The sequence below is a fragment of the Pseudoduganella sp. R-31 genome (genome assembly GCF_049913235.1).
Classification (GTDB): domain Bacteria; phylum Pseudomonadota; class Gammaproteobacteria; order Burkholderiales; family Burkholderiaceae_D; genus Rugamonas.
This window is the reverse complement of sequence record NZ_CP183986.1, coordinates 459704-484826: the sequence shown is the minus strand read 5'-3', so window position 1 is coordinate 484826 and position 25123 is coordinate 459704. Positions and strand designations below refer to the sequence as shown.

Genomic DNA, 25123 nt, shown 5'->3' with positions numbered 1-25123 from the left:
GAGGAGACAAACCGACCAACCAGCCTCCGAGGTGCATATGAAGCTCGATCGCCATTGGTTTTCCCGCGCGCTGGGCCAGTTCGCGCGCCACCGCCTCGGGCGTGCCGCCCCCGGCCAGCCGCAATTCATCGGCGGCGATTTCCATTGCCGCGCCGGCAACCGCAGTTACAAGCTGTACGTACCATCCTGTTACGAAGGCCAGCCCATGCCGTTGCTGGTGATGCTGCACGGCTGCTTGCAGGATCCCGACGATTTTGCCGCCGGCACGCAAATGAATGCGGTGGCCGAAGAACGCGGCTGCCTGGTGCTATACCCGGCGCAAACGCCGGACGCCAACCACACCCGATGTTGGAACTGGTTCAGCGCCCTGGACCAGGAGCGTGGCCAGGGCGAACCCGCCATCATCGCCGCCATGACGCGCGACGTCATGACGCGCTATCCGGTACTGCAAAGCGAGGTTTACATCGCCGGCCTGTCCGCTGGCGGCGCCATGGCGGTCATCGCCGGCACCCTGTATCCGGACCTGTTTGCCGCCGTGGGCGTGCATTCGGGCCTGCCCTTCGCCGCAGCGCGCGACCTGCCATCAGCCTTGCTGGCAATGCGGCGCGGCGCGGCCCGCGCGCAGGCGGCCCTGACGGCGGGCCAGCCGGTGATCGTGTTCCACGGGGACCAGGACCGCACCGTGCACCCCGCCAATGGCGAGGAAGTGCTGGCGCAGGGCTTGCGCAGCCATCCGCTGGGCGAGCAGGCCAGTCCGGCCACGCTGGCAGGCCAGGTACCCGACGGCCACGCCTTCACGCTGAAGGCGCACTGGCTGGAAGACGGCTCGCCTCTCGGAGAGCACTGGGTGATCCACGGCGCCGGCCATGCCTGGTCCGGCGGTAGCGCGGAAGGCAGCTACACCGACCCGCGCGGGCCGGATGCCAGCCGGGAGATGATGCGCTTCTTCAGCGCCGCGAAAAGTGCAGTTTCATCGCCAACACGCACAGGGCCAGCACCAGGGTGATGCCGTTGGCGATAATCACTGGCCAGGCATTGGTTTGCAGGCCATAAATCAGCCAGAGCAGCACGCCAAAGCTGAAGATCAGGTACATGCCGGTGGAGATGCCGTCGGCATGACGCTGGCGCCAAACCAGCAGGACTTGGGGTACAAAAGCGAAAGTGGTGCAGAAGGCTGCGATAAAGCCGAGCAGGTCAGGTTGAAGCAACATCAGGTCGGTTTTTCCAGGGAGGCGATATGGGCACGCAGGCAGGCAGGACACCAGCAGCCGACGGCATCGGCCCCGGGAACCGGAATCGCAAGCGGCAGGAAAGTGCACCAGCACGGCGTCTCGCCCGGCGCGCCAGTCGGCTTCTGCCCGGCTGGCGCATCGGCCATGGCGCAGTGGAACTCGACGCCGCAACGCTCACAGGTGCTCATATCATCAATGCAATCATGCGTAAGGGAGATGGCCAGACTAGCGGATCAAACCGTAAATTACAACTCAATTGGCCCTATAATGCGCACCATTGACCTTAAATCTAATTTTCTGGAACCCCCGCCATGACCAACCTGCCTGCCCGCGACCCGGATATGTCCACTGACCTGAGCGGCGTTACGCCCCAAGTCAAGGCTCAGATCCTGGCCGAGGCGCTGCCGTACATCCGTAATTACCACGGCAAAACCATCGTTATCAAATACGGTGGCAATGCCATGACCGAAGAGCGCCTGAAGCACGGCTTCGCGCGCGACCTGATCCTGCTGAAACTGGTGGGCATGAACCCGGTGGTGGTGCACGGCGGCGGTCCGCAGATCGACAATGCGCTGAAGAAGATCGGCAAGCAAGGCACCTTCGTGCAGGGCATGCGTATTACCGACGAAGAAACCATGGAAGTGGTGGAGTGGGTGCTGGGCGGCGAAGTGCAGCAGGACATCGTCATGCTGATCAACCACTACGGCGGCCAGGCAGTGGGCCTGACCGGCAAGGACGGTGGCCTGATCCGCGCCCGCAAGATGGCCATGCCGGACAAGGAAAAACCAGGCGAATTCCTGGACATCGGCTTCGTCGGCGAGATCGAGGCGATCAACCCGGCCGTGGTGAAAGCCCTGCAGGATGATGCCTTTATTCCAATTATTTCCCCGATCGGCTTCGGTAAAGATGGCCAGGCTTACAACATCAACGCTGACGTTGTCGCCGGCAAGATCGCCGAGATCCTGAAAGCTGAAAAGCTGATCATGATGACCAACATCGCCGGCGTGCAGGACAAGAACGGCAACCTGGTGACCGACCTGTCGGCGCGCGAAATCGACGAAATGTTCGCCGACGGTACGATTTCGGGCGGCATGCTGCCAAAAATCTCTTCCGCACTGGACGCTGCCAAGTCCGGCGTGAACACCGTGCACATCATCGACGGGCGAATTGAACACAGCCTGCTGCTGGAAGTCTTGACCGAACAGGCTTTTGGCACTATGATCCGGTCTCACTAAAATTTTTGGCGGTTTTCTACAACCGCCAAAAACGTGAATGCCCTTGTAGCTCAGTGGTAGAGCACTCCCTTGGTAAGGGAGAGGCCACGTGTTCAATCCACGTCAAGGGCACCATTCTCCTCAGTAGATCCGCTCTACTTTCACGCCACGCTGGCGCAGCAGTTCCGCAACGTTTCCCGATCCGACCAGATGCAGAGTGCCGATAGCGGCAAAGCTGTGCTGTTCTTTTTTCATCATTTCCACGATGCCGTCGGCCAGCACGGGATTGCGCTCTTCCAGCAACACCTTTTTCATGAATTTGCCGGAGAAGGTCTTGTCCTCTTCCACCTCCCGCGCCAGGGCGTCGAATTTGGCGGCATCAGCGGAAGCCCAGGCGTCGACCAGGTCGCGCGGCTGCACGCCCTGCTTGCTGTCTTCAAAGGTATCCAGGCTGTCTTCCAGGAAGCGCGCCTGTTCCTGCGGCGTCAGGCGGCCGAACAGCGCGGCCTGGCCGCCGACCGATTCCAGTTCCACCACGCGCTGGTTGCGGCCGTGGGCGGTGCGCGCCAGCTGCAGGTCGACGCCCAGCTCCGGACGGTAGCCCAGCGCACGGTATTCGCCGATGGTGATCATCATGACGATCAGCCATGGTTTCATCGACGCCACCATTTCCGGCGCGATGCCGTGCTTCTTCAACATGCTTTCCAGGCGCGGGCGGTATTCGGGGCGGATGTCGGTCATGGCGCTGCCAGTGCCGGGCGCATACAGGCCGTACTCACGCATTACCGCCATCGACTTGGCCGGATCGGCGGCGGGATCGACTTCCAGCCCCACCGCCGTGGCGCGTTCCATGGCCTGCGTGACGCGCGGCTCCAGCGGGTAGAAGTCGGGCAGGCCAACGTGGATGGTGCCGAACAGCCACGATGTATGGCCAGCGTATTCCAGCTTGTAGAGCGCGCCGCGCGCCGGCGGGGCGGCAGTGGCCGAAAAGCTCAATCCAAGCAGCAGGCAAAACATCACTATAATCGTGCGTCGCATAGTCTCTCCAAGTAGAACGTGAATATTAAACCTTTGGCACCGGTCTGGTTGTTCGACCTGGACAACACGCTGCACAATGCATCGCATGCCATCTTCCCCGCCATGGTGGAGAAGATGAACGCGTACATGGCGCGCGTGCTGGGCGACGGCGACACGCCGGCCAGCGCAGAGGAAATCAGCGCCACCCGCGCCCTTTACTGGCAGCGCTACGGCGCCACCCTGCTTGGACTGGTGCGCCACCATGGCGTGGACGCGGCCCACTTCCTGCGCGAGACGCACGACCTGCCGGAAATCGAGTCGATGATCCGCTATGAGCGCGGCCTGGGCCAGCTCCTGCGCCGCCTGCCCGGCCGCAAGATCCTGCTGACCAATGCGCCACGCGATTACGCGCGCAAGGTGGTCGGGCATATGGGCATCGGCCGGCATTTCAGCGACCAGATCACCATCGAATCAATGCATGTGCATCGCCAGTTGCGCCCCAAGCCATCGCGCGTCATGCTGCGGCGGCTGATGCGCCGGAAGGGCCTGAACCCGCGCCGGTGTATCCTTGTCGAAGACACGCTGGATAACCTGCGTTCGGCGCATGCGCTGGGCATGCGCACGGTGTGGGTGACGCAATACCTGCTGAAACCGGGGAAAAAACCGGCATGGCTTGATGTCAAAGTAAAATCTGTCAGAAACTTAAAATAACTGGTCCAAAACCTATGGCAAGTACACAGCCCGGACAGCGCAAGCTGCAAATCCTCCAGGCACTGGCTGAAATGCTGGAGCATCCAAAAGGAGAAAAGATCACTACTGCTGCGCTGGCGCGCAAGCTGGATGTCTCCGAGGCGGCACTGTACCGCCATTTCGCCAGCAAGGCCCAGATGTTCGAGGGCCTGATCGAATTCATCGAGTCCACCGTGTTCGGCCTGATCAACCAGATCGCCGACAAGCAAGCGGACGGCCTGGCCCAGGCGCGCGACATCCTGGGCATGCTGCTGCATTTCGCCAGCAGCAACCCTGGCATGACCCGGGTGCTGATCGGCGACGCGCTGGTCAACGAAGACGAGCGCCTGCAGCAGCGTATGAACCAGTTCTACGACCGCGTGGAACTGGCACTGAAACAGGCGCTGCGTGCTGCAGCGGCCGAAGGCCAGGCCCATGAGGCTGACGTCACCGCCCGCGCCGGGCTGCTGGTCAGCTTTGTGCTGGGCCGTTGGCACCGATACGCCAAGAGCGGCTTCAAGTCGAATCCTTCGCAAGACGCCGCCGTACAGATTGCATTGCTGCTGAATTGAACTGCTTGTCCTTTGCTTTGCTGGACGACGCTAGCGTCGATCCAGCCACCGGCGCTGGCCGGTTATCCCGCCTCTACACCGGACATCACGCTACCCTCGCCTGCAGCGACTTCTCCGGCTGGCCAGGCGTGCTGGCCGGCATGGAGCAGGCTCTCGCACGCGGCTTGCACGCGGTGCCCGTGCTCAGCTACGAGTTGGGACACCATATCGTCGGCGTCGAGCCGCGCGCTGCCGCACACGACGCGCCGCCACTGGCGCAGGTACTGCTGTTCGAGCGCTGCGACGAGCTGTCGCAGGCGGAGGTCGCAGACTGGCTGGCCGCCCAGGCCGCAGCCGATACCACACCGGCCGGCGTGGCCAGCATCCGCGCCAATGTGAGCGAAGCGCAGTTTGTCGACGCCATCCAGCGCATCCGCGCTTACATCGCCGCCGGCGACACCTACCAGGTCAACTACACCTATCGCCTGCATTTCGACGCCTTCGGTTCGCTGTTTGCGCTGTATCAGCGCCTGCGTGCCCGCCAGCCGGTGCCGTACGGCGCGCTGATCGGCTTTGACGATGGCCGCGCCGTCCTGTCGCTGTCGCCGGAACTTTTCGTGCGCAAGGAAGGCGAAACACTGACCGCGCGCCCGATGAAGGGCACCGCCCCCGCTGCTGCCGACGAAGCGGAAAATGCTCGCCGAGCTGCTGCCCTCGCGGCCGACCCGAAGAACCGCGCTGAAAACCTGATGATCGTCGACCTGCTGCGCAATGATATCGGCCGGGTGGCCGCTACCGGCAGCGTCGAGGTCCCGAAACTGTTCGAAGTCACGCGTTTCAGCAGCGTGCTGCAGATGACCTCCACCGTGCAGGCCCGCCTGCGCGAAGGCGCCACGCTGGGAGAGATCTTCAGCGCGCTTTATCCTTGCGGCTCCATCACCGGAGCACCCAAGAAGCGCACCATGGAGATCATCGCCGAGCTGGAACCCGAACCACGCGGCATTTACACCGGCGCCGTCGGCTGGTTCGCCCCGGGTGGCGATTTCTGCCTGAACGTCCCGATCCGCACGCTGACGCTCCAGGCGGAGCAACACGGCATCCGCAAAGGCGTGATGGGCGTCGGCGCCGGCATCGTCTACGACAGCGAGCCGCACGACGAATTCGCCGAATGCCAGTTGAAGGCCCGCTTCCTGACCGGCCTGTCAAATGATTTCGAACTATTCGAAACCATGCATGCCACGCGCGAAGCCGGCCCCCGCCATCTGGAGCGCCACCTGCAACGCCTTGCGGCATCGGCACGCTATTTCGGCTTCGCCTGGGATGAAGCTGCCGCCCGAGCCTACCTCACGCTGGCCTGCCAGGCCCTGCCCGCCGGCCAGCCGCACCGGCTGCGGCTCGCAATGAACAGCGCCGGCGCCTTCGCCGTGCAGACCGGCGCCCTGTCGCCGCTGCAGGAGCCCGTGAGCGTGTTGCTGGCTGATGAAGCCACCGACAGCGGCGACCTGTTCCTGCGCCATAAGTCCACCATCCGCGAGCACTATGACGCGGCGTGGAAAGCCGCCGATGCCCAAGGCGCCTTCGACAAGCTGTTCTTCAATGAGCGCGGGGAGTTGACGGAAGGAGGACGCAGCAACGTATTCCTCCGCATGGATGGCCTGTGGATAACGCCGCCTTTATCCAGTGGCACGCTGCCGGGCGTGATGCGTGCCGTGATCATCGATGCCAGGGGCGCACAGGAGCGCATCGTCACGCGCGACATGCTGCTCGCCGCGGAGGAAATCGTGGTGTGCAATTCCCTGCGCGGCGCGATGCGCGCGAGCCTACAGGTCGATTAGCATTTCGAAGCCGCCATAGATCAGCCGTTTGCCGTCAAACGGCATCCTGGCGGGATCCATCATGTCCTTCATGCGCGGGTCCGACATGACTTTCTCGTTGCAGGAGTCGCGCACTTCGCGCGAGGGATAGATAATCCACGAGAACACCACTACTTCGCCGTCCTCCAGCTTGACCGCCTGCGGGAAGGAAGTGTGAACGCCTACTTTCACATCGTCGGCGACGGTCTCGCGATACTCGATCGCGCCATATTCGCGCCACACCTTGGCGCACTGGCGCGACATCTCCAGGTACGCATCCATGTTCTTGCTGGGAACCGGCACAATGAATCCATCGACATAAGCCATTTGAATCTCCTTGTGAAGTGAGCCCTCAGCTTATGCCGCACGATTGGCCGTGACAAGGAAAGCACGCCGGTATGCGCCGGGCGTGGTTGAGGCGATGCGGCGGAAATGGTGGCGCAGCGACTCTTCCGAGCCGAAACCTGCCCGCTCGGCTACCTGTGCCAAGGCGATGTCCGGCGACTCCAGCAAATCCTTCGCAATCGCTACCCGCTCGCGGGCCAGCCATTCGACCGGCCCCATGCCAGTAGCGTCCTGGAACTGGCGCTGCAAGGTGCGCGGGCTCATGGCCGCGCGCTCGGCCATGCTGGCCACCGTGTGCGGCTCGGCGGGATGGCTGCGCAGCCAGTCCATCAGGCGCGACAACCTGCCTTGCTCATCGTGCGCCATGGGACGCGGCAGGAACTGCGCCTGCCCGCCCTCGCGATGCGGCGCCACCACCAGACGCTGCGCCACCATATTGCCGACCCGCGCGCCGTAATCGCGCCGCACCAGATGCAGCAGCATGTCCAGTCCCGCCGCCGACCCGGCAGAGGTAATGATTTGCCCCTCGTCGACATACAAGTCATCCGCCAGCACGTGCACGCGAGGATAGCGGCGCCCCAGCCGCTCGACGTAGCGCCAATGCGTCGTAGCGCGGCGGCCGTCCAGCAAGCCCGCTGCGGCGAGGATGAATACGCCCGAGCAGATGGTGCACAGGCGGGCGCCGCGCGCATGGGCGGCACGGATTTGTGCCAGCAGGGCTTCCGGCGGCGCTTCATCGGCGTCGCGCCAGCCGGGGATCACGATGGTATCGGCCCGTTCCAGCAGCGATGGATCGTAAGGCGCCTGCACCACGATGCCGCCCGCTGCGCGGATCGGGCCCGGCTCGACCGAGCAGACGGCAAAGTCGTACCAATCCACGCCCAGCTCCGGACGGTCCAGGGCAAACAATTCGACCGTGCAGCCGAATTCAAAGGTGCACAGGCCATCGTAGGCCAGCGCCACGACCAAGTGTCTTTTCACGCTCATGGCGCAATCTTAACGCAATATGGCATTCGCGCCACTGCCGCGCTAAGCCGCTGCGGCCGAGAATGGAGTCACTTTCAACGCCACAGGAGAGACAAGATGCCATCCATCGTCACCGAAGTCGCCGCCGCCCCTTGCGCCGAGGCCCTCGCCCACTTTGAAGATTCGCTGCGTTTTGAAACGGATTGCTGGGATGTCCACAGCGTAATGGGAACGGCGCAACAGGATTTCGTGCTGCTCGACGTACGGGGAACGGAAAAATATGCTGCCGGCCATGTGCCCGGCGCGGTGGACCTGGCGCACCGCAAGATCATCGGCTCCAAGCTGGCCGAGTACCCGCCGGAGACCGTTTTCGTGACCTACTGCGCCGGCCCGCACTGCAACGGCGCAGCGCGCGCGGCGATCCGGCTGGCCAAGCTGGGCCGCCCGGTGAAAATCATGACGGGCGGGATCACCGGCTGGCTGGATGAGGGCTTCACCCTCGCCACTTCCCCGGTAGCCGCCGCCGCGTAATCAGCCTGCGAGGGCTTTCTCGAGCGCTTCAACCAGGGCTTTATCGTCCGGCTTGACCTTGCTCGGGAAGCTCTCGACCACATTGCCTTTGCGGTCGATCAGGTATTTATGGAAGTTCCAGGCCGGCGCCTTGCCGGTCGCCTTGATCAGCTTCGCGTAGAACGGGTTCGGCGCGTCGCCCGACACCACCGACTTGGCGAACATCGGGAATTTCACGCCATAGGTGTTGTAGCAGAGGTCAGCGATTTCCTTGCTGCTGCCCGGCTCCTGCTTGCCGAAATCATTCGATGGGAAGCCCAGCACGACCAGACCTTTCCCCGCGTATTTCGCATACACTTCTTCCAGTCCTTTGTACTGCGGGGTATAGCCGCAATAGCTGGCCGTGTTGACGACCAGGATCACCTTGCCGGCGTACTGGCACAGGTCCTGCGGCGCATCGTCCTGCAGGCGGTTGAAGGACTGTTTCAGGATAGCGGGGCAGCTCGCGGCCGGCGCATTGGCGGCTGCTGCGGCTGCAGATTGCGCGGCAGGCGCCTGTGCGAAGGCGGCAGCGGCGCTCAGGCTCAGCGCGGACAGCGCTGCAAACTTGGTGAGGATAGATGGCATGGGTAGTCTCTTCCGGTTCGTTCGAATTTCCGATTGTATGACAATTGCCGGCTGCACGTTGGCGCTGGCAGCCACCGCAGCGCCGGCGCCGCTGCCAGCCATGAAGACACAGCAGGTGTCGATTTCCGGCCTCTCGTCGGGCGCCTTCATGGCGGTGCAATACCAGGTCGCCTACTCCGGCAGCGTGGTTGGCGCGGGCATCATCGCCGGTGGCAGCTACTACTGCGCGCAAGGCAGCATGATGAACGCCATCGGCAGCTGCAAAGGCGCCGATGTGGCCGAACTGGCAGCCGTGACCCGCAAGCGCGCCGAAGCGGGCCTGGTAGATCCGGTTGCGAAGCTGGCCACGCACCGCGTGTGGATGTTCTCCGGCACCCTCGACAAGCTGGTGCCTGCAGCCTCAATGGCCGACCTGGCCAAATATTACGCAGCCTTTATCCCCGCCGCACAGGTTCAGTTCAAGAGCGACCTGGCCGCCGGCCACGCCATGCCGACCGACAGTTATGGCAACAGGTGTGACGCCCTGGCCGCGCCATTTATCAGCAACTGCGGTTTCGACGCGGCCGGCAACCTGCTGCAATGGATCTACGGCCCGCTGAAAGCACGCGGCGACAATGCCGCCCCGGCAGGCAAGCTGCAGGAGTTCGACCAGTCCGAATTCCTCCCGGCGCCGACCACGCACGGCATGGCCAACACCGGCTATGTCTACATTCCACCAGGCTGCGAAGCCGGTGGCACCGGCTGCAAGCTGCACATCGCCCTGCACGGCTGCTTGCAGGACATCGGCACCCTCAAGGATACTTACGCGCGCCACGCGGGCTACAACGCCTGGGCCGACACCAACCGCATTGTGGTGCTCTACCCGCAAGCGGCGGCAATCACGCCGATGCCGAATCCGAAAGCATGCTGGGACTGGTGGGGCTACGACGATCCGGACTATTCGGTGCAGGGCGGCCGCCAGTTGCGCGCCATCAAGCGGATGGCTGACCGTCTGACGGGAGCGTGACCCGGAAGCAGGCGCCATGCTCGCCGTTCGGCAGGCATTCGACCTCGCCGCCATGGCAGCGGGCGATCTGGCGCACCAGCGCCAGGCCAAGGCCGACGCTGCCCGCCTTCTCAGAAGCGCCCGGCAGCCGGTAGAAGGGCTCGAAAATCCGCTCGCGCTCAGCCGCCGGCACGCCCGGCCCGCGGTCGCATATTTCAAGCATGGTGCCGCCGCCAGCGCTGGCCAGCATCACGCTCACCTCAGCCTCGCCGCCATGCCGGCGCGCGTTCTCCAGAAGGTTGCGCACCATGCGACGCAGCAGCGTCGCATCGCCCTGCACTGCTCCGGCTACGCCATCCAGTACTGCCCCTACCCGTGCGCATTCTTCCGCGACGATGCCGGTAAGCTCCACTTCTTCGATCGCTGCATGCTCCTGCGGAACCGCATCCAGCCGGCTCGCGAGCAAGACCTCGTCGATCAGTTGGTCCAGCTCGGAGATATTGCGCGCCAACTCCTGGCGTATCGCCGGACTGGCGGAATCCTGCAGCAACTCCACCGCCATGCGAATGCGCGCCAGCGGCGACCGCAGCTCGTGAGATGCATTGGCCAACAGGGACTTCTGCGCCCCCACCAGTGCCTCGATGCGCGCCGCCGAATCGTTGAAACTGGCGGCCAACTGGGCTACCTCGTCCGCCCCATGCACATCCACGCGCGCGCCCAGGTCGCCCCTGCCCCAGGCCTGCACGCTGCCCTGCAGCTGCTCCAGCCGGCGCGTAATGCGGCGCACGACGGGATAGGCGCCCGCTGCAATCACAATCGCGATCATCAACAGCAGCATCGTCACCGCCATCGTGGCATTGCGCGGCATATGGCGCGGCGGCGCGAACCAGAAGTGGATGTAGCCGAACATCAGCACGGCCAGCACAATGCAGGCCAGCAGCGTCGCATAAATGCGCACATACATGCGCGAGCCGAAGTTACGCATCCTGCACCTTGGCGAAGACATATCCCGCGCCACGCACGGTAATGATGCGGCGCGGCGCCTTCGGATCATCCTCAATAGCGGCGCGCACCCGGCCCACGTGCACATCAATGGAACGGTCGAAAGGCTCCAGCGCGCCCCCCTTCAGCGCGTCGATCAACTGTTCGCGCGACAGCACCCGGCCGGCACGCTGGGCAAAGGCCATCAGGAGGTCGAACTGATAGGCCGTAAGCGGCCGCTCGGCGCCGTCGACACGCACGATGCGCGCGCCGGGGTCGATCTCGAGCCGGCCAAAGCGCAACGGCGGTTCGGCGGCCGGCTGCCCGGCTGCTGCCGGCCCCGCTGCACCGCCGACATCAGCCAGCGCCGGGCGGCGCAACAGCGCCCGCAGTCGGGCCAGCAACTCGCGCGGCTCGAAAGGCTTGGGCAAGTAGTCGTCTGCGCCAAGTTCCAGGCCGATGACGCGATCGAGGGGGTCCCCCTTGGCCGTCAGCATCAGCACCGGAAGGCTGCGCATCGGCTGCGGCATGTTGCGCAGGCGGCGGCAAACTTCCAGCCCATCGACGTCGGGCAGCATCAGGTCCAGGATCAGGGCGGAAAAGCTGCCTGCATCGGCCTGCGCCAGCCGGTCCAGGCCGGCCTGCGCGGTTTCGGCATGCTCCACGCGCAGGCCATTCTGGGCCAGGTAAGTTTCAACCATCGCCGCCAGGCGCTGGTCGTCGTCGATGATGAGGACAAGGGGTTGGGACATGGTTGAGACTATAGCTTAATGGCTCCCCATGTGGCTCATCGCCATCATGTGCAGGGCGCCGTTGAACTTCGCGCGCTGTTCGGGCGTGAGGACTTCGGCAGCATCCATCGCAGCAGCCAGCACGCGGCGCGACATCAGGTCCATTTTTTTCATGTGGTCAGCGCGCAGGGTTTCCAGCGCAGCGCGGTCGATGGCTGGCTGCGCCAACTGCTTGTGCATCGCCTCATGCCCCTCCTGCAACTGCTGGTGGATCGGCTTGACGTCATTGAAGCAGGCCTTGGCAATTTCGGTCAGGCGTGATTTCTGGGCCTCGGTAGCGTCGGGCAGGATGTGCGCCACCATGGTTTCGATGTGCTTATCCGCCTGGGCGGCATCCATCGTCCATGGACTGTGTCCGCGACCGTGGCCATGGCCGCTTCCATGGTCTGCGCCGGCATAGGCGGCGGTACCGCCCAGGGCGGCGACAACTGCGGCGATTGCGATCCAGTACTTCTTGTTCATGACATCTCCTAATAAGGGTTAGTGGGTATGGCCACTTTAGGGAGCACGCATGTCGCCTCTATGAGTCCTGCGTAAAGTTTTGTAAATCTGCGACAAATGTAAGGGTTTGTAATGACCGTCAACATACTGCTGAGTGAGCCCGTTTTCAGCTCAGTGACACAGGAAACAGTGCGCTACACAAGATCAACTAATAGTGAGGATTTAAAAATGAAAAAAGTCATCGCCACCATGATCGCCGGTCTGTTCGCAAGCGCCGCATTCGCACAACAAACTCCTGCCCCAGCTACCCCAGCGGTCCCGGAAGTAAAGGCTGAAGTGAAGGCTGAAGTCAAAGCCGAAGTCAAACAGGAAGTGAAGCAGGAAGTTCAGAAACCTGCCGATGAAAAGAAGTAATCAACTAACTAGCTAAACGATTTACATAATTTCTTTCAAAGGACACGCACCATGAAAAGACCATTGCTACCCTGATCGCCGGCCTGTTCGCTACCGCTGCTTTCGCTACCACCCCAGCCGCTCCGACCACGCCAGCGCCAGCAGCGACTCCTGCGGCAGCCGTCGCAGCCACCAGCGCCAAGGCTGAGGCCAAGGTAGAAGCCAAGACCGACGCGAAAGTCGAGAAGAAGACCGAACATAAAGGCACGCACAAGACCACCGCCGTGGCGCCAGCGCCTGCCGCAGCGCCAGCAGCCAAGTAATCCTCGCTACCGAACTTAAACACTAATCATTAAAAGGACACACACCATGAAAAAGACCATCGCTACCCTGATCGCCGGCCTGTTCGCTACCGCTGCTTTTGCTACCACCCCGGTTGCTCCAACCACTCCAGCGCCAGCAGCGGCGCCTGCAGCTGAAGCCAAGGTAGAAGCGAAAGCGGAAGCCAAGACCGATGCAAAGGTCGAAAAGAAATCCGTGCACAAAACCGCACACAAGAAGGCAGAGAAGCCTGTTGAAACCAAGTCTGAAGTGAAGGCGAGCCCGGCTGCGACCACGGCCGCGGCGCCTGCACCGGCTGCTGCACCTGCTCCTGCCGCAGCTCCAGCAGCCAAGTAATCTCCGCCAAGTACTCAGCCCCCAAATTCGACTTAAAGGACTCGCACCATGAAAAAGACCATCGCTACCCTGATCGCCGGCCTGTTCGCTACCGCTGCATTCGCGACCACCCCGGTTGCTCCGGCCGCTCCGGCACCGGCAGCTGCTCCAGCAGCAGAAGCCAAGGTAGAAGCGAAAGTGGAAGCCAAGACCGACGCGAAAGTCGAAAAGAAGACTGCGCACAAGGGTACCCACAAGAAGGCCGAGAAGCCTGCTGAAACCAAGTCCGAAGTGAAGGCGAGCCCGGCCCCGGCCACGGCCGCGGCGCCTGCACCGGCTGCAGCTCCAGCCGCCGCCAAGTAATCCCGCTTCCTCCCGAAAGGCCTCTTCGATCACGAAGAGGCCTTTCGTCAATTGCCCGTCATATTTCGAAAATACATTGATGTACCGTTTAACATCAATGAGGCTTCAATATGACGAATCCTGGTTATACCCGCCGGCGCTTCCTGACCCACACGGGAGCTTTCACGGTAGGCACGGCAGCATTTGGGCTTTCCGGTTGCGGCTCCGGCAGCTCTCCTGCAGCACCGAACATTATTGCTGCCGAATCCGAGCGACCCAAGCTGCCGTACGGTTTTCAGATTGGCGACATCGCCGATGGCCGGGCAGTCGTGTGGTCGCGTTCGGACCGCCTTGCCCGCATGCGGGTAGAGTTCGACACCACTGAAGGCTTCCTCAATCCCCGCCAGATCCTTGGCCCGACGGCCACGGAAGCGAGCGATTTCACCAGCCGTATTGAGTTGACAGGCCTGCCCTCCGGCGAAAGGATCTTCTTGCGCGTCTCCTACGACAGCGCCACCGACCTGAAAATCGGAAGCGAACTGGCGACCGGCAGCTTCCGCACGCTGCCAGCGCCGGACGGCAAGCGCCCCGTGCGTTTCGTATGGAGCGGTGATACCGCAGGCCAGGGCTGGGGCATCAATCCCGAATTCGGCGGCATGAAAATCTACGAAGCCATGCGCAAGCGCCAGCCGGACTTCTTCGTGCACAGCGGCGACAACATCTACGCCGACGGGCCAATCAGCGCTGAAGTAAAGGCCGAGAACGGGCGGACCTGGAAGAACCTCGTGATTCCGGAGGTCTCGAAAGTCGCCGAAACGCTCAATGAGTTTCGCGGCCGCTATCGCTATAACATGATGGACGAGAATATGCGCCGCTTCAACGCCGAAGTCCCGCAGATCTGGCAATGGGATGACCACGAAGTCACCAACAACTGGTCGGCATCGAAAGACTTGAGCGCCGATACCCGCTACACGGGAAAGAACATCCAGACGCTGATCGCCCGAGGCAGGCAGGCCTTTCTGGAATACGCCCCAATGCGCTGGGGCGACCAGCCTGAATCGCAACGCGTCTATCGCCGCATCCCCTACGGCCCGCTGCTCGACGTGTTCGTCCTCGACATGCGTTCATATCGCGGCCCGAACAGCACCAACCTGCAGGAGGTCGAAAGCGATGCAAGCGCCTTCCTTGGCTCGGCCCAGGTGAAATGGCTCAAGGATTCGCTCGCACAATCAACCGCAACGTGGAAAGTGATTGCCGCGGACATGCCGATCGGCCTGCAAGTCCCCGACGGCAAGGACGCCAGCGGCACCGCGCGCTGGGAAGCAATCGCCAACGGAAACGATGGCGTGCCGCTAGGGCGCGAGATCGAAATGGCCAGCCTGCTGCGCGACATCAAGTCGATCAAGAACGTGGTGTGGATAACTGCCGACGTCCATTACTGCGCCGCCCACTACTACGATCCAGCGCTGGCCCAGTTCACCGACTTTTCGCCATTCTGGGAATTCGTTGCTGGCCCACTGAACGCCGGTACTTTCGGCCCCAATCTCCTGGACGCAACCTTCGGGCCGCAGGTCAAATTCCAGAAAGCGCCGCCCACCGGGCAAGCCAATCTCTCACCTTTCGCCGGCTTCCAGTTCTTCGGTGAAGTGAACATTGACCCGCAGACGAAAGCATTCACAATCGACCTCCGAGACCTTGACGGCGTCTCGGTCTACTCCAACACCTTGCCCCCGGCCGCCTGAGCCAGCAGTTAGCCGCGCAGTGCCTTTTGGGCTGCGCGGTAGCCCCACCAGGACGCTTCTTCGAACACGGAGAAGCCGCTCAAGTCGGAATGCGCAAACAATACCGGGCCATCCATTTCGCGCAAGGCCTTCAGGCCCGCATCGCTGCGGAATCCCGGCACCGGAACCGCCATCGCATGGCCGCGCAAAGTGATATCCACGCGCTCCACGCAACGTTCGAATTGTGCGCCGTAAGCCGCCCTCAGGTCGACGCTCGCCAGCGCCAGCAACTCTTCGCCGCTCGCCGCCGTCATCCATTTGCGTGCCTCGCGCGGATCGCGGTCGGCCAGCGCCACGTAGCTGGTAAAGACCGTCTTCTCCGGCGGCGCCACGCGGATGTCCTGGTGCGTCGAGACCACGTAGCCCAGGCCCTTGGTCCCATGCACCACGTTATCCCAGGACAGCGGTACCGCCGGCAGCTCCTGTGGAAAACGCTTCATCAGGAAATTCGCCACCATCCATGGCGCGTGAATTTGCTTGTGGACATCCGGCATGTTTTCCACAACCCTTGCCGTGACATGCAGCGGCATCGCGGAAATGACGCGGCGCGCGCGGATCGTGAACGTGCGCGGCACACCGCGTTCGAGCGCAAAGCAAAGCACTTCCACGCCCCGCCCCTGGCCCGTGCCGCCGCTGGCGTTGTCCACCCGCACACGCACCGCGCTACCCGCGAGCCGCTTGGGCCGCGCGAGCCGCTCCATTCCACTGGCCAGCGCCTGTAGTCCCTCCGGCCAGGTCAGCCAGGCGCCCTGCTCCGCGTTCTCCGCTTCGCCGCCGCGGCCGCAGAAATAATGCAGCCCCGCCCAGGCGGAGACCGCATCAAGTCCCGCGCCGTAATCATCGCGGCAGCAATAGTCCATGTACCACAGCAAAGAAGGCGCGCGATAGCCTTGCTGGGCAAGCCAGGCGCCAAAGCTCATGGCATCGAGCTGCGCCGCCTCCGCATCCGCCGACGAATGCTCGCTGGGGAAAGTGAACCTGCGTCTTCCATCCTCGCCGACCGCACTGCGCAACGCATCCACTTGCGCAAAGAAGCGCTTGTGCTCGGCCAATTCGGCATCCGGCACCCCTTCATGCGGCAAGACGCCCTCCTGCCAGGCGCCATTGAACAGCAACCGGTCTTCCGGCGCATGCAGCACAAAGCGCTCGTCGTAATAAGGTTTGCGCGACGTTGCCCCGCGCTGGATCACGCCCAGGTCCGCCAGCAGTTCGCGCACATGGGCGCATTCCTCGGTCGGCAGCGGCAGGTAATGCGCGCCCGTCGGGTACCCCAACGCGCCGAATCGCCCGCCAGCAGCATTCCCATATGGCTCGGGTCCGTCCAGCATCAGGAAGTCATCATGCCCCTGCTTTCGCAACTGCCAGGCAGCAGTCAACGCCGCAGCACCGGAACCGAGGATCAGCACATCAGCCGACAATGACTGCGACGGTGCAGGCAAAGGCTTGCGGTCGCGCAGGAAATGCCCTTCATCGCGCCCAGGCGCATTCACGACCGGCGTAATCTCCTGCCATCGCAGGTATCCAGCCACGCTGGCCGCAGCGGTAACGCCGCCGGCAGCAGCCCAGGCCAGGAAAGAACGACGCAGCATCAGCGAATCACCCTGCGCCAGTCCTGCTCGAATTCATGCACCAGCGATTGTGTGTTGAGACGGTTCGGCGCCATCGGCAGCGGTTTCATGTCCGGAGGGAAGGCAAACATTGCCTTCGTGGTCTCTGCATTCAGGAAACGCATCGGCAGGCTGTACGCCTCGGGCGGCCGGTAATCAAGCTGCGGCGAAGCCATGATGAAGCCCCATTCGCCAAAAGATGGCACATACAGGTGATACGGCCAGGTACGCATGCCCACGTCGCGCAACGTCGCATCCACCGTCCAATAGGCATGCGGCGCGAAGAACGGCGAGGTCGCCTGCACCACCACCAGGCCATTGACGGCAATATGCTTCTTCAGCACGCCGTAGAACGGCACTGAATACAACTTGCCCAGCGCGAAACTGGAAGGATCGGGAAAATCGACAATCGCTGCATCGAACATGTCCTGGTTCTGCTGCAGCCAGATCGCCGCGTCGGCATTCACCACCGTCACGCGCTTATCGCGGAAAGATCCCTTGTTCAGCGCCACCAGTTCATCGCGCTGGGTGAAGGCCGCCGTCATCGCCGGGTCCAGGTCCACCAAGGTGACGTGTTCGACCTGTGGATAACGCAGGACTTCGCGCAGCGCCAGCCCGTCGCCGCCGCCCAGGATCAGCACGCGCTTGGCCCAAGGCAGCGCCCCCATCACCGGATGCACAAGCGCTTCGTGGTACCGATACTCGTCGCGCGAGGAAAACTGCAGGTTGCCGTTGATATACAGGCGCAGGTCATCCTTCCACTTGGTGATTACCAGGCGCTGGTACGGCGTGCTGGTCGAATACACGATTTCATCGCCAAACAGCCCATGTTCGCCCCAACCGGTCAGCCGGTCCGCGCCGCTGAAACCGATCACCAGCGCCAGCATCACGGCACTGGCGCGCAGCAAACGGCCGGCCACGTTCGCCAGCTCTGTGCGGAAAACATAAATTGTCCACAGGGCCACCGCGATGTTCAGCATCCCGAACAGGAAACCGGTGCGCACCAGCCCAAGCTGCGGCGCCAGCACCAGCGGAAACAGCAGCGACACCACCAGCGCGCCGAGGTAATCGAAAGTCAGCACGCGGCTCACCAGTTCACTGAACTCGGTCTGGCGCGAGTTCAGGGCGCGCATCACCAGCGGAATCTCCATGCCCACCATGGCTCCCACCAGGAATACCATGGTGTACAACAAGGTGCGGAACGGCGCCGACGCCCAGGCAAACGTCATGAACAGCACGGCAGCGGACAAGCCGCCGATCAGGCCCACCGCCAGTTCAATGTCGACGAAGCGGGCCAGCACGTCTTCGTCTTTCACATACTTGGAAAAATGCGCCCCCACACCCATCGCGAACAGGTAACAGCCGATAATGGTGGAGAACTGCAGCACCGAATCACCCAGCAGGTAGCTGGAAAGTGCGCCAGCGATCAATTCATAGGCAAGTCCGCAGGACGCGACGACGAAGACTGAAACAATGAGAATCTTTTTGGTCATTTGGATGCTTTTGTTCTAATATGTTTCTTTTGCTACAAGCATGTCACTTTAACCGGGGATCGACGTGAACGCCATCCTAAATTATCTGGTCCACCTGGCGCTGGCCGCCTTGTTGTTGGTAGTCTTCTTCAAAGCCTATACATGGATGACGCCGTATGACGAAGTCAAATTGATCCGGCAGGGCAACCATGCCGCGGCGCTGTCGCTGGGCGGCGCCATGCTGGGTTTTTCGATGACCATCGCATCGAGCATCCTGCATACCTACAATTGGCAGCAGTTCCTGGCCTGGGCCTTTGGCGCGATGATCGTGCAAGCGCTCGGCTACGCCATCACGACACGCTGCCTGAAAATGGCGCAGGACCAAATTGAGGCCGACAACAGCGCCTTCGGCGGCCTGCTCGGCACTATTTCGCTTTCCATTGGCGGCATCAATGCCGCCTGCATTTCCTGAGAGGTTACATCATGGGTATCGGCAGCTTTATCAAGAAGCAGTTTATCGACGTACTGCAGTGGAACGAGGACGCGGAAGGCGTATTGTCCTGGCGCTACCCGATGCAGGACTTCGAGATCCAGAACGGCGGCGTGCTGATCGTGCGTGAATCGCAGGTCGCGGTATTCGTCAACGAAGGCCAGATTGCCGACGTGTTCGGCCCCGGCACCCACAAGCTCACCACGCAAAACCTGCCGCTGCTGACCAACCTGAAGAACTGGGACAAGCTGTTCGACTCCCCGTTCAAGTCGGATGTGTATTTCTTCAGCACCCGCGTGCAGACCGGCCGCAAGTGGGGCACCCCGCAGCCGATCACGATCCGCGACAAGGATTTCGACATGATCCGCGTGCGCGCCTTCGGCATGTATTCCTACCGCGTGGCCGATCCGCGCAAATTCTTCACTGAATTGAGCGGCACCCGCAACATCTACACCCGCGACGACGTGGAAGACCAGCTGCGCGGCATCCTGCTGGCCTCCATGGCCAATTCGCTGGGCGCCTCGCAGATCGCCTTCCTCGACATGGCGGCCAACCAGGCCCTGATGGCGCAGGAAGTCAAAGGCGGCCTGGCCGACGCGTTTGCACGCTACGGCATCGGCCTGGATGAATTCAACGTCGCCAGCGTCAGCCTGCCGGAAGAACTGCAAGCCGCGCTGGACGAGCGTATCTCCGCCGGCATGAAGGGCGGCATGAGCGACGCCAAGATGGCCGGCTTCACCAAATACCAGGTGGCGCAATCGATCCCGCTGGCTGCCGGCAACGAAGGCGGCCTGGCAGGCATCGGCGCCGGCCTGGGTGCTGGGCTGACCGTCGGCCAGGTGATGGGCCAGACTATGGGCCAGGCGCTGAATCCGGGCGCGGCGCCAGTTCAAGCCCCGGCAGCACCAGCGGCACCCGCCGCGCCAGCGCAGGAATCGATCGAAGACCGCCTCGGCAAGCTGAAAGCCCTGCTGGACAAGGGTCTGATCTCGCCAGCCGACTACGACGCCACCAAGGCTGAACTGCTCAAGAAACTGATCGGATAAGCCAGGCCGCATGCAAACAGTTTCCTGCCCTAGCTGCGGCGCAGAGGTCAATTTCCGCTCACACGCCTCCGTCATGGCGGTGTGCGAGTACTGCAACACGCGTGTACTGAAGGAAGCCGGCGCGGTCAAAGACCTGGGCAAGATTTCCTCCGTGCTGGAGGACTATTCCCCGATCCAGGTCGGCACCAGCGGCGTACTGGGCGGCCGCAACTTCAATGTCGTGGGCCGCATCCAGCTGCGTTACGACGCGGGCATGTGGAACGAGTGGTTCATCGTTTTCGACGACGCCACCAGCGGCTGGCTGGGCGACGCGTCCGGCCAGTACACGGTGACCACCCTGCGCAAACCCGATGCGCAGCTACCGGCCTTTGAGGACATCCAGCCTGGCAAACCCTACCAGTTGGTGGGCGCTCGCTATATGTCGGCTGACGTCAGGACCGCGCAGTGCATCGGCGGCCAGGGCGAACTGCCGTTCAAGGTGGGCGATGGCTGGCAGGCGAAAGTCGCCGACTTCCGGCGCGGCAGCCATTTCATTACCCTCGACTATTCCGACGAAGGCCCGCCGCTGATGTACACCGGCGTCTCGGTCACGCTGGAAGCCATGCAAGCCCAATTACTGCGCGATGCAGACGAAATCAAGCGCACCGCCGGCCGCTACCGGGGCAAGCTCGATGCGCTGGACTGCCCCAACTGCGGCAGCCAGATCAAATACCTGCCCGGGCTGACAGCAAACCTGGTTTGCCAGTCCTGCCAGACCGAGATCGACGCCGCCAGCCCGAAAGCCGAGGTCATCGCCGTCGGCCGGCGGCAAGAGAAAGAATACTTCACGCTGCCGCTGGGCGCCTCCGGCAAATTGGGCAACCAGGATTTCACCGTCATCGGCGTGATGCGCCGGGCCGACGACGAGGGCAGCGGCTGGACCGAATACCTGCTGTACGGCAGCCGGAATGGCTTTACCTGGCTGGTCGAAACTGCCGATGGCTGGTCGCGCGCCAATGTGATGGACCAGTGGCCAGAAGCAAACGTGCTCGACGCCCAGACGGTCAACTTCGACAAGGCCGGCTACAGCAAACTGTATGACTACAACTCCGTCGTGACTTACGCGGCCGGCGCCTTCAACTGGCGTGTGGCGGTAGGCGACCATACTCACGTCTACGAATACAAGCGCCAGCAGGTGACGCTCGCGGCCGAACTAACGCCCACAGAACTTGGCTGGTCGCGATCAACCCCGGTCGCCTGGGACCAGCTCAAAGCCTGGTTCGGCGATGCCGTCAAAGGCGAGGACAAGGCCAGCGGCGAGGTTGCACAGGATTTCAGCAAAGGCCGATATGCGCGCTCGGCCAAGAACTGGATCATCGGCATTCTGGCGTTGAACGCCATTCCGCTGCTGTTCAATTTCGGCGGCACCATCGGCGTCACGATCCTTGCCTGCCTTGCGCTCTACCTGCCGGCCCTGGTGCTGGACGCAATCGACGATCAAACGAAAAAATGAATAAATTCTTCGGCTACGCTCTGGTGGTGAGCATGTTCAGTGTCGGCACCAGCTGGATCAAGTTTGTCAGCGGCCCATCGTCGAGTAGCGGCGGCGGCTACCACGGCAGCAGCTGGTCCTCCAGCTCCGGCAGCTGGGGCAGCGGTGGCGGCGGCGGAGGCCATAAGTGAGCATTCACCAACCCAGCGGCACGCACCTGCTGGCCGACATGTCCGGCATTGAGCCGGGCCTGCTTGCGGACTGCACAAGGATTGAGCAATTGCTGCGCGGCGCCGCAGCCGCAGCCGGCGCACAGGTGCTGCACAGCCACTTCCACAGCTTTGGCACCGGATTGGGAATAACCGGCGTCGTGTTGCTGGCGGAGTCACATATTTCGATCCACACCTGGCCCGAAAACGGCTTCGCAGCCGCCGACATCTTCATGTGCGGCGCCGCCCAGCCCCACCTGGCGCTGGAAGTAATCGAGGAAGCACTGCAGCCCGAGTGTTCCGAAGTCCGCACCGTCGACCGCGAGCCACCGCATTGACTTGCCCCGCCGCCGGTGCGACACTGGCGGCTTTCCCACCAACCTGACAGGAGTTTTGCCATGCGTTCGTTTGATCTTGCCCTCCTGTCGGCTGCCTGACCTTCAGCGTTTGAGCTAGAGCGCCCGGCCGGGCGCCGACATTTCCAGACTAATCCTGCTTGCCACGCCGCGCGTGGCTGGCCGTGTTCACCCATGGAAAACGCTCATCATGATCGACTTCGACTACGAAGCTTTACGCAGCATCGGACTTAACAACACCATCATTTCGCGCCTGGCCGAGGCACCTGCCGGCCGCCTGTACCGCATCACAGAATATCAACGCGACCGCATCAGCCTGCACGACGGCGTGGCCGAAATTCACGCTCGCGCCCTTCCCCGCCTGCTCGCCGGGACGGCGCTCTGCGCCGGCGACTGGGTGATCGCGCAGGCCAATTCCTTGAACGAGGTGTGGATAAACCACCGTTTATCCCCAATGAACCAATTCGCCCGCGCCGATTCACCTCCCATCGCGAGCAATATCGATACCGCCTTGCTGGTCATGGGCCTGGACGGCGACTTCAATTTGCGCCGCATTGAACGCTATCTGGCGCTCGCCGCGGCCGCCGAAGTCACGCCCCTGATCGTCCTCAGCAAACCGGATCTCTGCGCGGACATTGATGGCCGGGTGGCCGCGCTGACGGAACGGCTGCCGCCGCGCACGCAGTTCCTGCTGGTGAACGGCACCAGCGCGGAATCCATAACGCAGCTGGATCCCTGGCTAGGCCCCGGACAAACCATCTGCCTGCTTGGTTCTTCCGGCGCCGGCAAGTCAACCTTGACCAATGCCCTGGCTGGAGCAACCCAGGAAACCGGCGGCGTTCGGCGCACGGACCATCGCGGCCGGCATACGACAACCGCCCGGTCCATGCATTTCTGCCCTTCCGGCGCCTGCATCATCGATACGCCAGGCTTGCGCAGCCTGAGCCCGGAATCCTTGTCGTCAGCTTTCGACGATATTGAATCGCTGGCCGCAGGCTGCCAGTTCCGCGATTGCCGGCACGAGGGCGAACCCGGCTGTGCAGTGCTGGGCCATGTGGACCCCGACCGCCTGCACAACTTCCACAAGCTGCAACGCGAGGTGCGCCGCAACCAGCAAACAGCGCTGGAACGGATTGCTGAACGGCAGAAATGGAAATCACTGATGAAGTCGGCCGCTGCACGCAGCCGGCAAAAGCGCAGCTAGCTTAGCTGTACGGTGGCCTCGATATTGTTGCCGTCGAGGTCAATAATGAAGGCGCTGTAGAAATTTGCATCGCTGACCCGTGGACCTGGTGGGCCGTTATCTTCGGCTCCCAGGTCTATCGCCGCATGGTAGAAGGCGTTCACGGCATCCTGGTTCGGCGCGGAAAACGCCAAATGGATGGGACTACGCGAAGGTTCATGCCCATTCTTCCAATAGCTGGGAATCTCCGCGCCTACCCACAAGAATGGATGGCCGGTAGCAGAAGCATAAATGGCCCAGTCCAGGTCGGTCACCGCACGCCGAATCCCGAGGGGCGCCAGGCAAGCGTCATAGAGCGCCGCGCTGCGTACGAAATCCGAAACGACGATACCGAGATGGTGGATCATGGCTGCCTCCCATCGCTACTTTTAGTTCAAGACTAACACCGCGACTGGGCGGGTGGCGCACCACTCAGCCAGCCGGTCGGGTAAACTGTCATGACTAAAAACAAGAGGTTTCACACCATGCGCAAAGCCGCGCCACTCGCCCTGCTACTCGTCCTCGCCGGCTGCGGCGATACCTATACGCCCGCGTCGCTGTACCAGGCCACGTCTCCTGATTGCAGCACGCCGGTTGACGCCGATACCTTTGAACTGCCGCGTGGTATCACGGTGGCGGCCACCACCGTCCTGCCGCAAGCTGCCGAAGGCGGTATGGAAATCGGGGTCAACTACATGCTGCCGCGCACGACCCAGGTGCACTTTGCCACGGCCCACTTCCAGGTCAGCCAGCCGAAGGGTCCGCTGATTGAAAACGCGACCGTGCTGAGCGTCTACCAGCGCCCGACCAACGGCAAACCCGAGATGGTGGAAATCGTCAACGGCGTGCCGCTGGTGCTGTTCGCCGTCGGCACCAGCGACGATACCCAGTTCCGCTACCGGCTGATCATCAAGGGCAAGATGCCAAAGCGCTTCGACCTGACCCCGCCGGACGTCCTCATTGGCGGCAAGCGCTACGTGTCCCGCACCTTCACCTACCGCTGGTTCGAGGACAAGCAAGCCTACGGCATGTGCCATTGACCCCGTCTGCGCGCACCCGATTTCAATCTCGTGACACCAATGCGTTCTGTGGCTAAACCGGGTTCAGGTACATGGAATCGCAACGCCGTGGATAGCGCGCGCAGCCGGGCTGCACAGGTACAGGATCACGTCGGCCAGTGCTTCCGGCGGAACCCATTTGCTGCGGTCGGCATTCGGCATGGCGGCACGGTTGTCCGGGGTATCGATGGTGCCGGGCAGGACGCAATTGACGTTGATGCCGTGACCACGCAACTCGGCCGACATTGACTCGGTCAGGCGAATTACAACGTCCTTGCTGGCACAGTAAGCCCCCATATTCGCCATGCCCTGCCGCGCAGAGCCGGAAGCGATGTTCACAACCTTGCCGCCCAGCCCGTCCAGCATGCCGGGCACCACCGCCGCGACCGCATTGCGCAGGCTGCGCACATTGAGATCGAACAGCTCGTCCCATTGCGCATCCGTCGTCGCATGCACGGGCGTCCCCATCGCAAACCCGCCCGCAATATTGCACAGCACATCGATACGGCCGAAGCGTTGGACAGCGGCGTTTGCGGCGGCAACGGCCGACGCAGCATCGCGCAGGTCGGCGACCGCCAGCATGCGCCGTCCGCTGGCAGGACCACAAGCGCTTTCCAGGCGCGCTGTTTCGCGGCCGATCAGGACAGTGTTGGCTCCTGCAGCATCGAATGCCCGCGCAACTGCGCTGCCGAGGGCGCCAGCTGCGCCGGTGATGAAGATCGTGGTCATGGCATTTCCTCTATGTTGCGTACGCAGGCGCGCGCACGTGTCTAAAGT

Annotated in this window: 31 protein-coding genes and 1 tRNA gene; 19 read left to right on the top strand and 13 right to left on the bottom strand. The window is 62.6% G+C overall.

What is annotated here, in order from left to right; all coding sequences use genetic code 11:
- Window positions 1-37: 37 nt before the first annotated feature.
- Entirely contained in the window at window positions 38-1006 is a 969-nt protein-coding gene (locus ACN9MY_RS02215; protein WP_426336797.1) for an extracellular catalytic domain type 1 short-chain-length polyhydroxyalkanoate depolymerase, read from the top strand.
- On the opposite strand, the gene ACN9MY_RS02210 is transcribed toward ACN9MY_RS02215, so the two are convergent.
- Window positions 948-1211, bottom strand: a complete 264-nt coding sequence (locus ACN9MY_RS02210; RefSeq protein WP_426167052.1) for a SemiSWEET transporter — start codon at window positions 1209-1211, stop codon at window positions 948-950. The two genes, ACN9MY_RS02215 and ACN9MY_RS02210, sit on opposite strands and share 59 nt — an antisense overlap.
- On the bottom strand, window positions 1211-1420 hold the full coding sequence (locus tag ACN9MY_RS02205) for a cysteine-rich CWC family protein (RefSeq protein WP_426336796.1): 210 nt from the start codon (window positions 1418-1420) through the stop codon (window positions 1211-1213). The genes ACN9MY_RS02210 and ACN9MY_RS02205 overlap by 1 nt, the downstream gene beginning before the upstream one ends.
- Before the next feature lie 153 nt (window positions 1421-1573).
- On the opposite strand from ACN9MY_RS02205, the gene argB reads away from it, so the two are divergent.
- Both argB and ACN9MY_RS02195 read left to right on the top strand, forming a co-directional pair.
- Entirely contained in the window at window positions 1574-2467 is an 894-nt protein-coding gene (gene argB, locus ACN9MY_RS02200; protein WP_090435962.1) for an acetylglutamate kinase, read from the top strand.
- Window positions 2468-2506: 39 nt separating this feature from the next.
- Window positions 2507-2581: transfer RNA gene (locus ACN9MY_RS02195), tRNA-Thr, on the top strand.
- 6 nt (window positions 2582-2587) lie between these two features.
- Here the strand turns inward: ACN9MY_RS02195 and ACN9MY_RS02190 are convergent.
- A complete protein-coding gene (locus tag ACN9MY_RS02190) occupies window positions 2588-3484 on the bottom strand; it encodes a TraB/GumN family protein (RefSeq protein ID WP_426320226.1) in 897 nt (298 codons plus the stop codon).
- Window positions 3485-3502: 18 nt separating this feature from the next.
- Between ACN9MY_RS02190 and ACN9MY_RS02185 the strand changes: the two genes are divergently transcribed.
- Genes ACN9MY_RS02185 through pabB form a run of 3 tightly spaced genes read left to right on the top strand, consistent with a single transcriptional unit; the run spans window position 3503 to window position 6578 of the window.
- Window positions 3503-4174, top strand: coding sequence for a pyrimidine 5'-nucleotidase (locus tag ACN9MY_RS02185; protein ID WP_426167046.1), 672 nt, complete (start codon window positions 3503-3505; stop codon window positions 4172-4174).
- A 14-nt stretch (window positions 4175-4188) separates the two neighbouring features.
- On the top strand, window positions 4189-4764 hold the full coding sequence (slmA, locus tag ACN9MY_RS02180) for a nucleoid occlusion factor SlmA (protein ID WP_057262191.1): 576 nt from the start codon (window positions 4189-4191) through the stop codon (window positions 4762-4764).
- The gene (pabB, locus tag ACN9MY_RS02175) at window positions 4761-6578 is read left to right on the top strand and encodes an aminodeoxychorismate synthase component I (protein ID WP_426336795.1); all 1818 of its coding nucleotides are present in this window, start codon (window positions 4761-4763) and stop codon (window positions 6576-6578) included. Before slmA ends, pabB begins: the two co-directional genes overlap by 4 nt.
- On the opposite strand, the gene ACN9MY_RS02170 is transcribed toward pabB, so the two are convergent.
- The gene (locus tag ACN9MY_RS02170) at window positions 6564-6923 is read right to left on the bottom strand and encodes a DUF1428 domain-containing protein (protein ID WP_426320221.1); all 360 of its coding nucleotides are present in this window, start codon (window positions 6921-6923) and stop codon (window positions 6564-6566) included. The two genes, pabB and ACN9MY_RS02170, sit on opposite strands and share 15 nt — an antisense overlap.
- A gap of 30 nt (window positions 6924-6953) precedes the next feature.
- Window positions 6954-7922: a transcriptional regulator FtrA gene (gene ftrA / locus ACN9MY_RS02165; RefSeq protein WP_426337620.1), complete on the bottom strand. Its 969-nt coding sequence runs from the start codon at window positions 7920-7922 to the stop codon at window positions 6954-6956.
- Between the two features lie 102 nt (window positions 7923-8024).
- Between ftrA and ACN9MY_RS02160 the strand changes: the two genes are divergently transcribed.
- The gene (locus ACN9MY_RS02160; protein WP_426167040.1) at window positions 8025-8438 is read left to right on the top strand and encodes a rhodanese-like domain-containing protein; all 414 of its coding nucleotides are present in this window, start codon (window positions 8025-8027) and stop codon (window positions 8436-8438) included.
- Here the strand turns inward: ACN9MY_RS02160 and ACN9MY_RS02155 are convergent, their stop codons facing one another.
- On the bottom strand, window positions 8439-9044 hold the full coding sequence (locus ACN9MY_RS02155; protein ID WP_426167038.1) for a glutathione peroxidase: 606 nt from the start codon (window positions 9042-9044) through the stop codon (window positions 8439-8441). It lies immediately after the preceding gene.
- A 37-nt stretch (window positions 9045-9081) separates the two neighbouring features.
- Between ACN9MY_RS02155 and ACN9MY_RS02150 the strand changes: the two genes are divergently transcribed.
- A complete protein-coding gene (locus ACN9MY_RS02150) occupies window positions 9082-10050 on the top strand; it encodes an extracellular catalytic domain type 2 short-chain-length polyhydroxyalkanoate depolymerase (protein WP_426167036.1) in 969 nt (322 codons plus the stop codon).
- On the opposite strand, the gene ACN9MY_RS02145 is transcribed toward ACN9MY_RS02150, so the two are convergent.
- Genes ACN9MY_RS02145 through ACN9MY_RS02135 form a run of 3 tightly spaced genes read right to left on the bottom strand, consistent with a single transcriptional unit; the run spans window position 10016 to window position 12263 of the window.
- Window positions 10016-11014 (bottom strand): HAMP domain-containing sensor histidine kinase, encoded by a 999-nt coding sequence (locus ACN9MY_RS02145; RefSeq protein WP_426167034.1) that lies wholly within the window; start codon window positions 11012-11014, stop codon window positions 10016-10018. The genes ACN9MY_RS02150 and ACN9MY_RS02145 overlap by 35 nt on opposite strands.
- Entirely contained in the window at window positions 11007-11762 is a 756-nt protein-coding gene (locus tag ACN9MY_RS02140; protein ID WP_426167032.1) for a response regulator, read from the bottom strand. Before ACN9MY_RS02140 ends, ACN9MY_RS02145 begins: the two co-directional genes overlap by 8 nt.
- Window positions 11763-11777: 15 nt before the next feature.
- Window positions 11778-12263 (bottom strand): Spy/CpxP family protein refolding chaperone, encoded by a 486-nt coding sequence (locus tag ACN9MY_RS02135; RefSeq protein ID WP_426320208.1) that lies wholly within the window; start codon window positions 12261-12263, stop codon window positions 11778-11780.
- 207 nt (window positions 12264-12470) lie between these two features.
- On the opposite strand from ACN9MY_RS02135, the gene ACN9MY_RS02130 reads away from it, so the two are divergent.
- From ACN9MY_RS02130 to ACN9MY_RS02115, 4 genes are all read left to right on the top strand, one after another.
- Entirely contained in the window at window positions 12471-12656 is a 186-nt protein-coding gene (locus ACN9MY_RS02130; RefSeq protein ID WP_426336794.1) for a hypothetical protein, read from the top strand.
- A 348-nt stretch (window positions 12657-13004) separates the two neighbouring features.
- A complete protein-coding gene (locus ACN9MY_RS02125; RefSeq protein ID WP_426320202.1) occupies window positions 13005-13313 on the top strand; it encodes a hypothetical protein in 309 nt (102 codons plus the stop codon).
- Window positions 13314-13361: 48 nt separating this feature from the next.
- Entirely contained in the window at window positions 13362-13655 is a 294-nt protein-coding gene (locus ACN9MY_RS02120; protein ID WP_426336793.1) for a hypothetical protein, read from the top strand.
- 110 nt (window positions 13656-13765) lie between these two features.
- Complete coding sequence (locus ACN9MY_RS02115) at window positions 13766-15376, top strand: alkaline phosphatase D family protein (protein WP_426336792.1); 1611 nt, start codon at window positions 13766-13768, stop codon at window positions 15374-15376.
- Window positions 15377-15384: 8 nt separating this feature from the next.
- Here the strand turns inward: ACN9MY_RS02115 and ACN9MY_RS02110 are convergent, their stop codons facing one another.
- Complete coding sequence (locus ACN9MY_RS02110; protein WP_426336791.1) at window positions 15385-17004, bottom strand: NAD(P)-binding protein; 1620 nt, start codon at window positions 17002-17004, stop codon at window positions 15385-15387.
- Complete coding sequence (locus tag ACN9MY_RS02105) at window positions 17004-18515, bottom strand: polyamine aminopropyltransferase (RefSeq protein WP_426336790.1); 1512 nt, start codon at window positions 18513-18515, stop codon at window positions 17004-17006. The genes ACN9MY_RS02110 and ACN9MY_RS02105 overlap by 1 nt, the downstream gene beginning before the upstream one ends.
- A 64-nt stretch (window positions 18516-18579) precedes the next feature.
- On the opposite strand from ACN9MY_RS02105, the gene ACN9MY_RS02100 reads away from it, so the two are divergent.
- The 6 genes from ACN9MY_RS02100 to rsgA all read left to right on the top strand — a co-directional run bounded on the left by ACN9MY_RS02100 (window position 18580) and on the right by rsgA (window position 23270).
- Window positions 18580-18966, top strand: a complete 387-nt coding sequence (locus ACN9MY_RS02100) for a DUF350 domain-containing protein (protein WP_426167014.1) — start codon at window positions 18580-18582, stop codon at window positions 18964-18966.
- A gap of 11 nt (window positions 18967-18977) precedes the next feature.
- Complete coding sequence (locus ACN9MY_RS02095; RefSeq protein ID WP_426336789.1) at window positions 18978-20030, top strand: SPFH domain-containing protein; 1053 nt, start codon at window positions 18978-18980, stop codon at window positions 20028-20030.
- 10 nt (window positions 20031-20040) lie between these two features.
- The gene (locus ACN9MY_RS02090) at window positions 20041-21522 is read left to right on the top strand and encodes a DUF4178 domain-containing protein (protein ID WP_426320190.1); all 1482 of its coding nucleotides are present in this window, start codon (window positions 20041-20043) and stop codon (window positions 21520-21522) included.
- Window positions 21519-21692 carry a hypothetical protein gene (locus tag ACN9MY_RS02085; protein ID WP_426167008.1) on the top strand — a complete coding sequence of 58 codons (174 nt, stop codon included), beginning with the start codon at window positions 21519-21521 and terminating at the stop codon, window positions 21690-21692. Before ACN9MY_RS02090 ends, ACN9MY_RS02085 begins: the two co-directional genes overlap by 4 nt.
- Window positions 21689-22048 (top strand): adenosylmethionine decarboxylase, encoded by a 360-nt coding sequence (gene speD / locus ACN9MY_RS02080; protein ID WP_426167006.1) that lies wholly within the window; start codon window positions 21689-21691, stop codon window positions 22046-22048. Before ACN9MY_RS02085 ends, speD begins: the two co-directional genes overlap by 4 nt.
- Before the next feature lie 208 nt (window positions 22049-22256).
- Window positions 22257-23270, top strand: coding sequence for a ribosome small subunit-dependent GTPase A (gene rsgA, locus ACN9MY_RS02075; protein WP_426320186.1), 1014 nt, complete (start codon window positions 22257-22259; stop codon window positions 23268-23270).
- Here the strand turns inward: rsgA and ACN9MY_RS02070 are convergent.
- The gene (locus ACN9MY_RS02070) at window positions 23267-23656 is read right to left on the bottom strand and encodes a VOC family protein (RefSeq protein WP_426167002.1); all 390 of its coding nucleotides are present in this window, start codon (window positions 23654-23656) and stop codon (window positions 23267-23269) included. The genes rsgA and ACN9MY_RS02070 overlap by 4 nt on opposite strands.
- A 117-nt stretch (window positions 23657-23773) precedes the next feature.
- Between ACN9MY_RS02070 and ACN9MY_RS02065 the strand changes: the two genes are divergently transcribed.
- On the top strand, window positions 23774-24328 hold the full coding sequence (locus ACN9MY_RS02065; protein ID WP_426336788.1) for a hypothetical protein: 555 nt from the start codon (window positions 23774-23776) through the stop codon (window positions 24326-24328).
- A 63-nt stretch (window positions 24329-24391) separates the two neighbouring features.
- On the opposite strand, the gene ACN9MY_RS02060 is transcribed toward ACN9MY_RS02065, so the two are convergent.
- Window positions 24392-25075 (bottom strand): SDR family NAD(P)-dependent oxidoreductase, encoded by a 684-nt coding sequence (locus ACN9MY_RS02060; RefSeq protein WP_426336787.1) that lies wholly within the window; start codon window positions 25073-25075, stop codon window positions 24392-24394.
- Window positions 25076-25123: the final 48 nt, after the last annotated feature.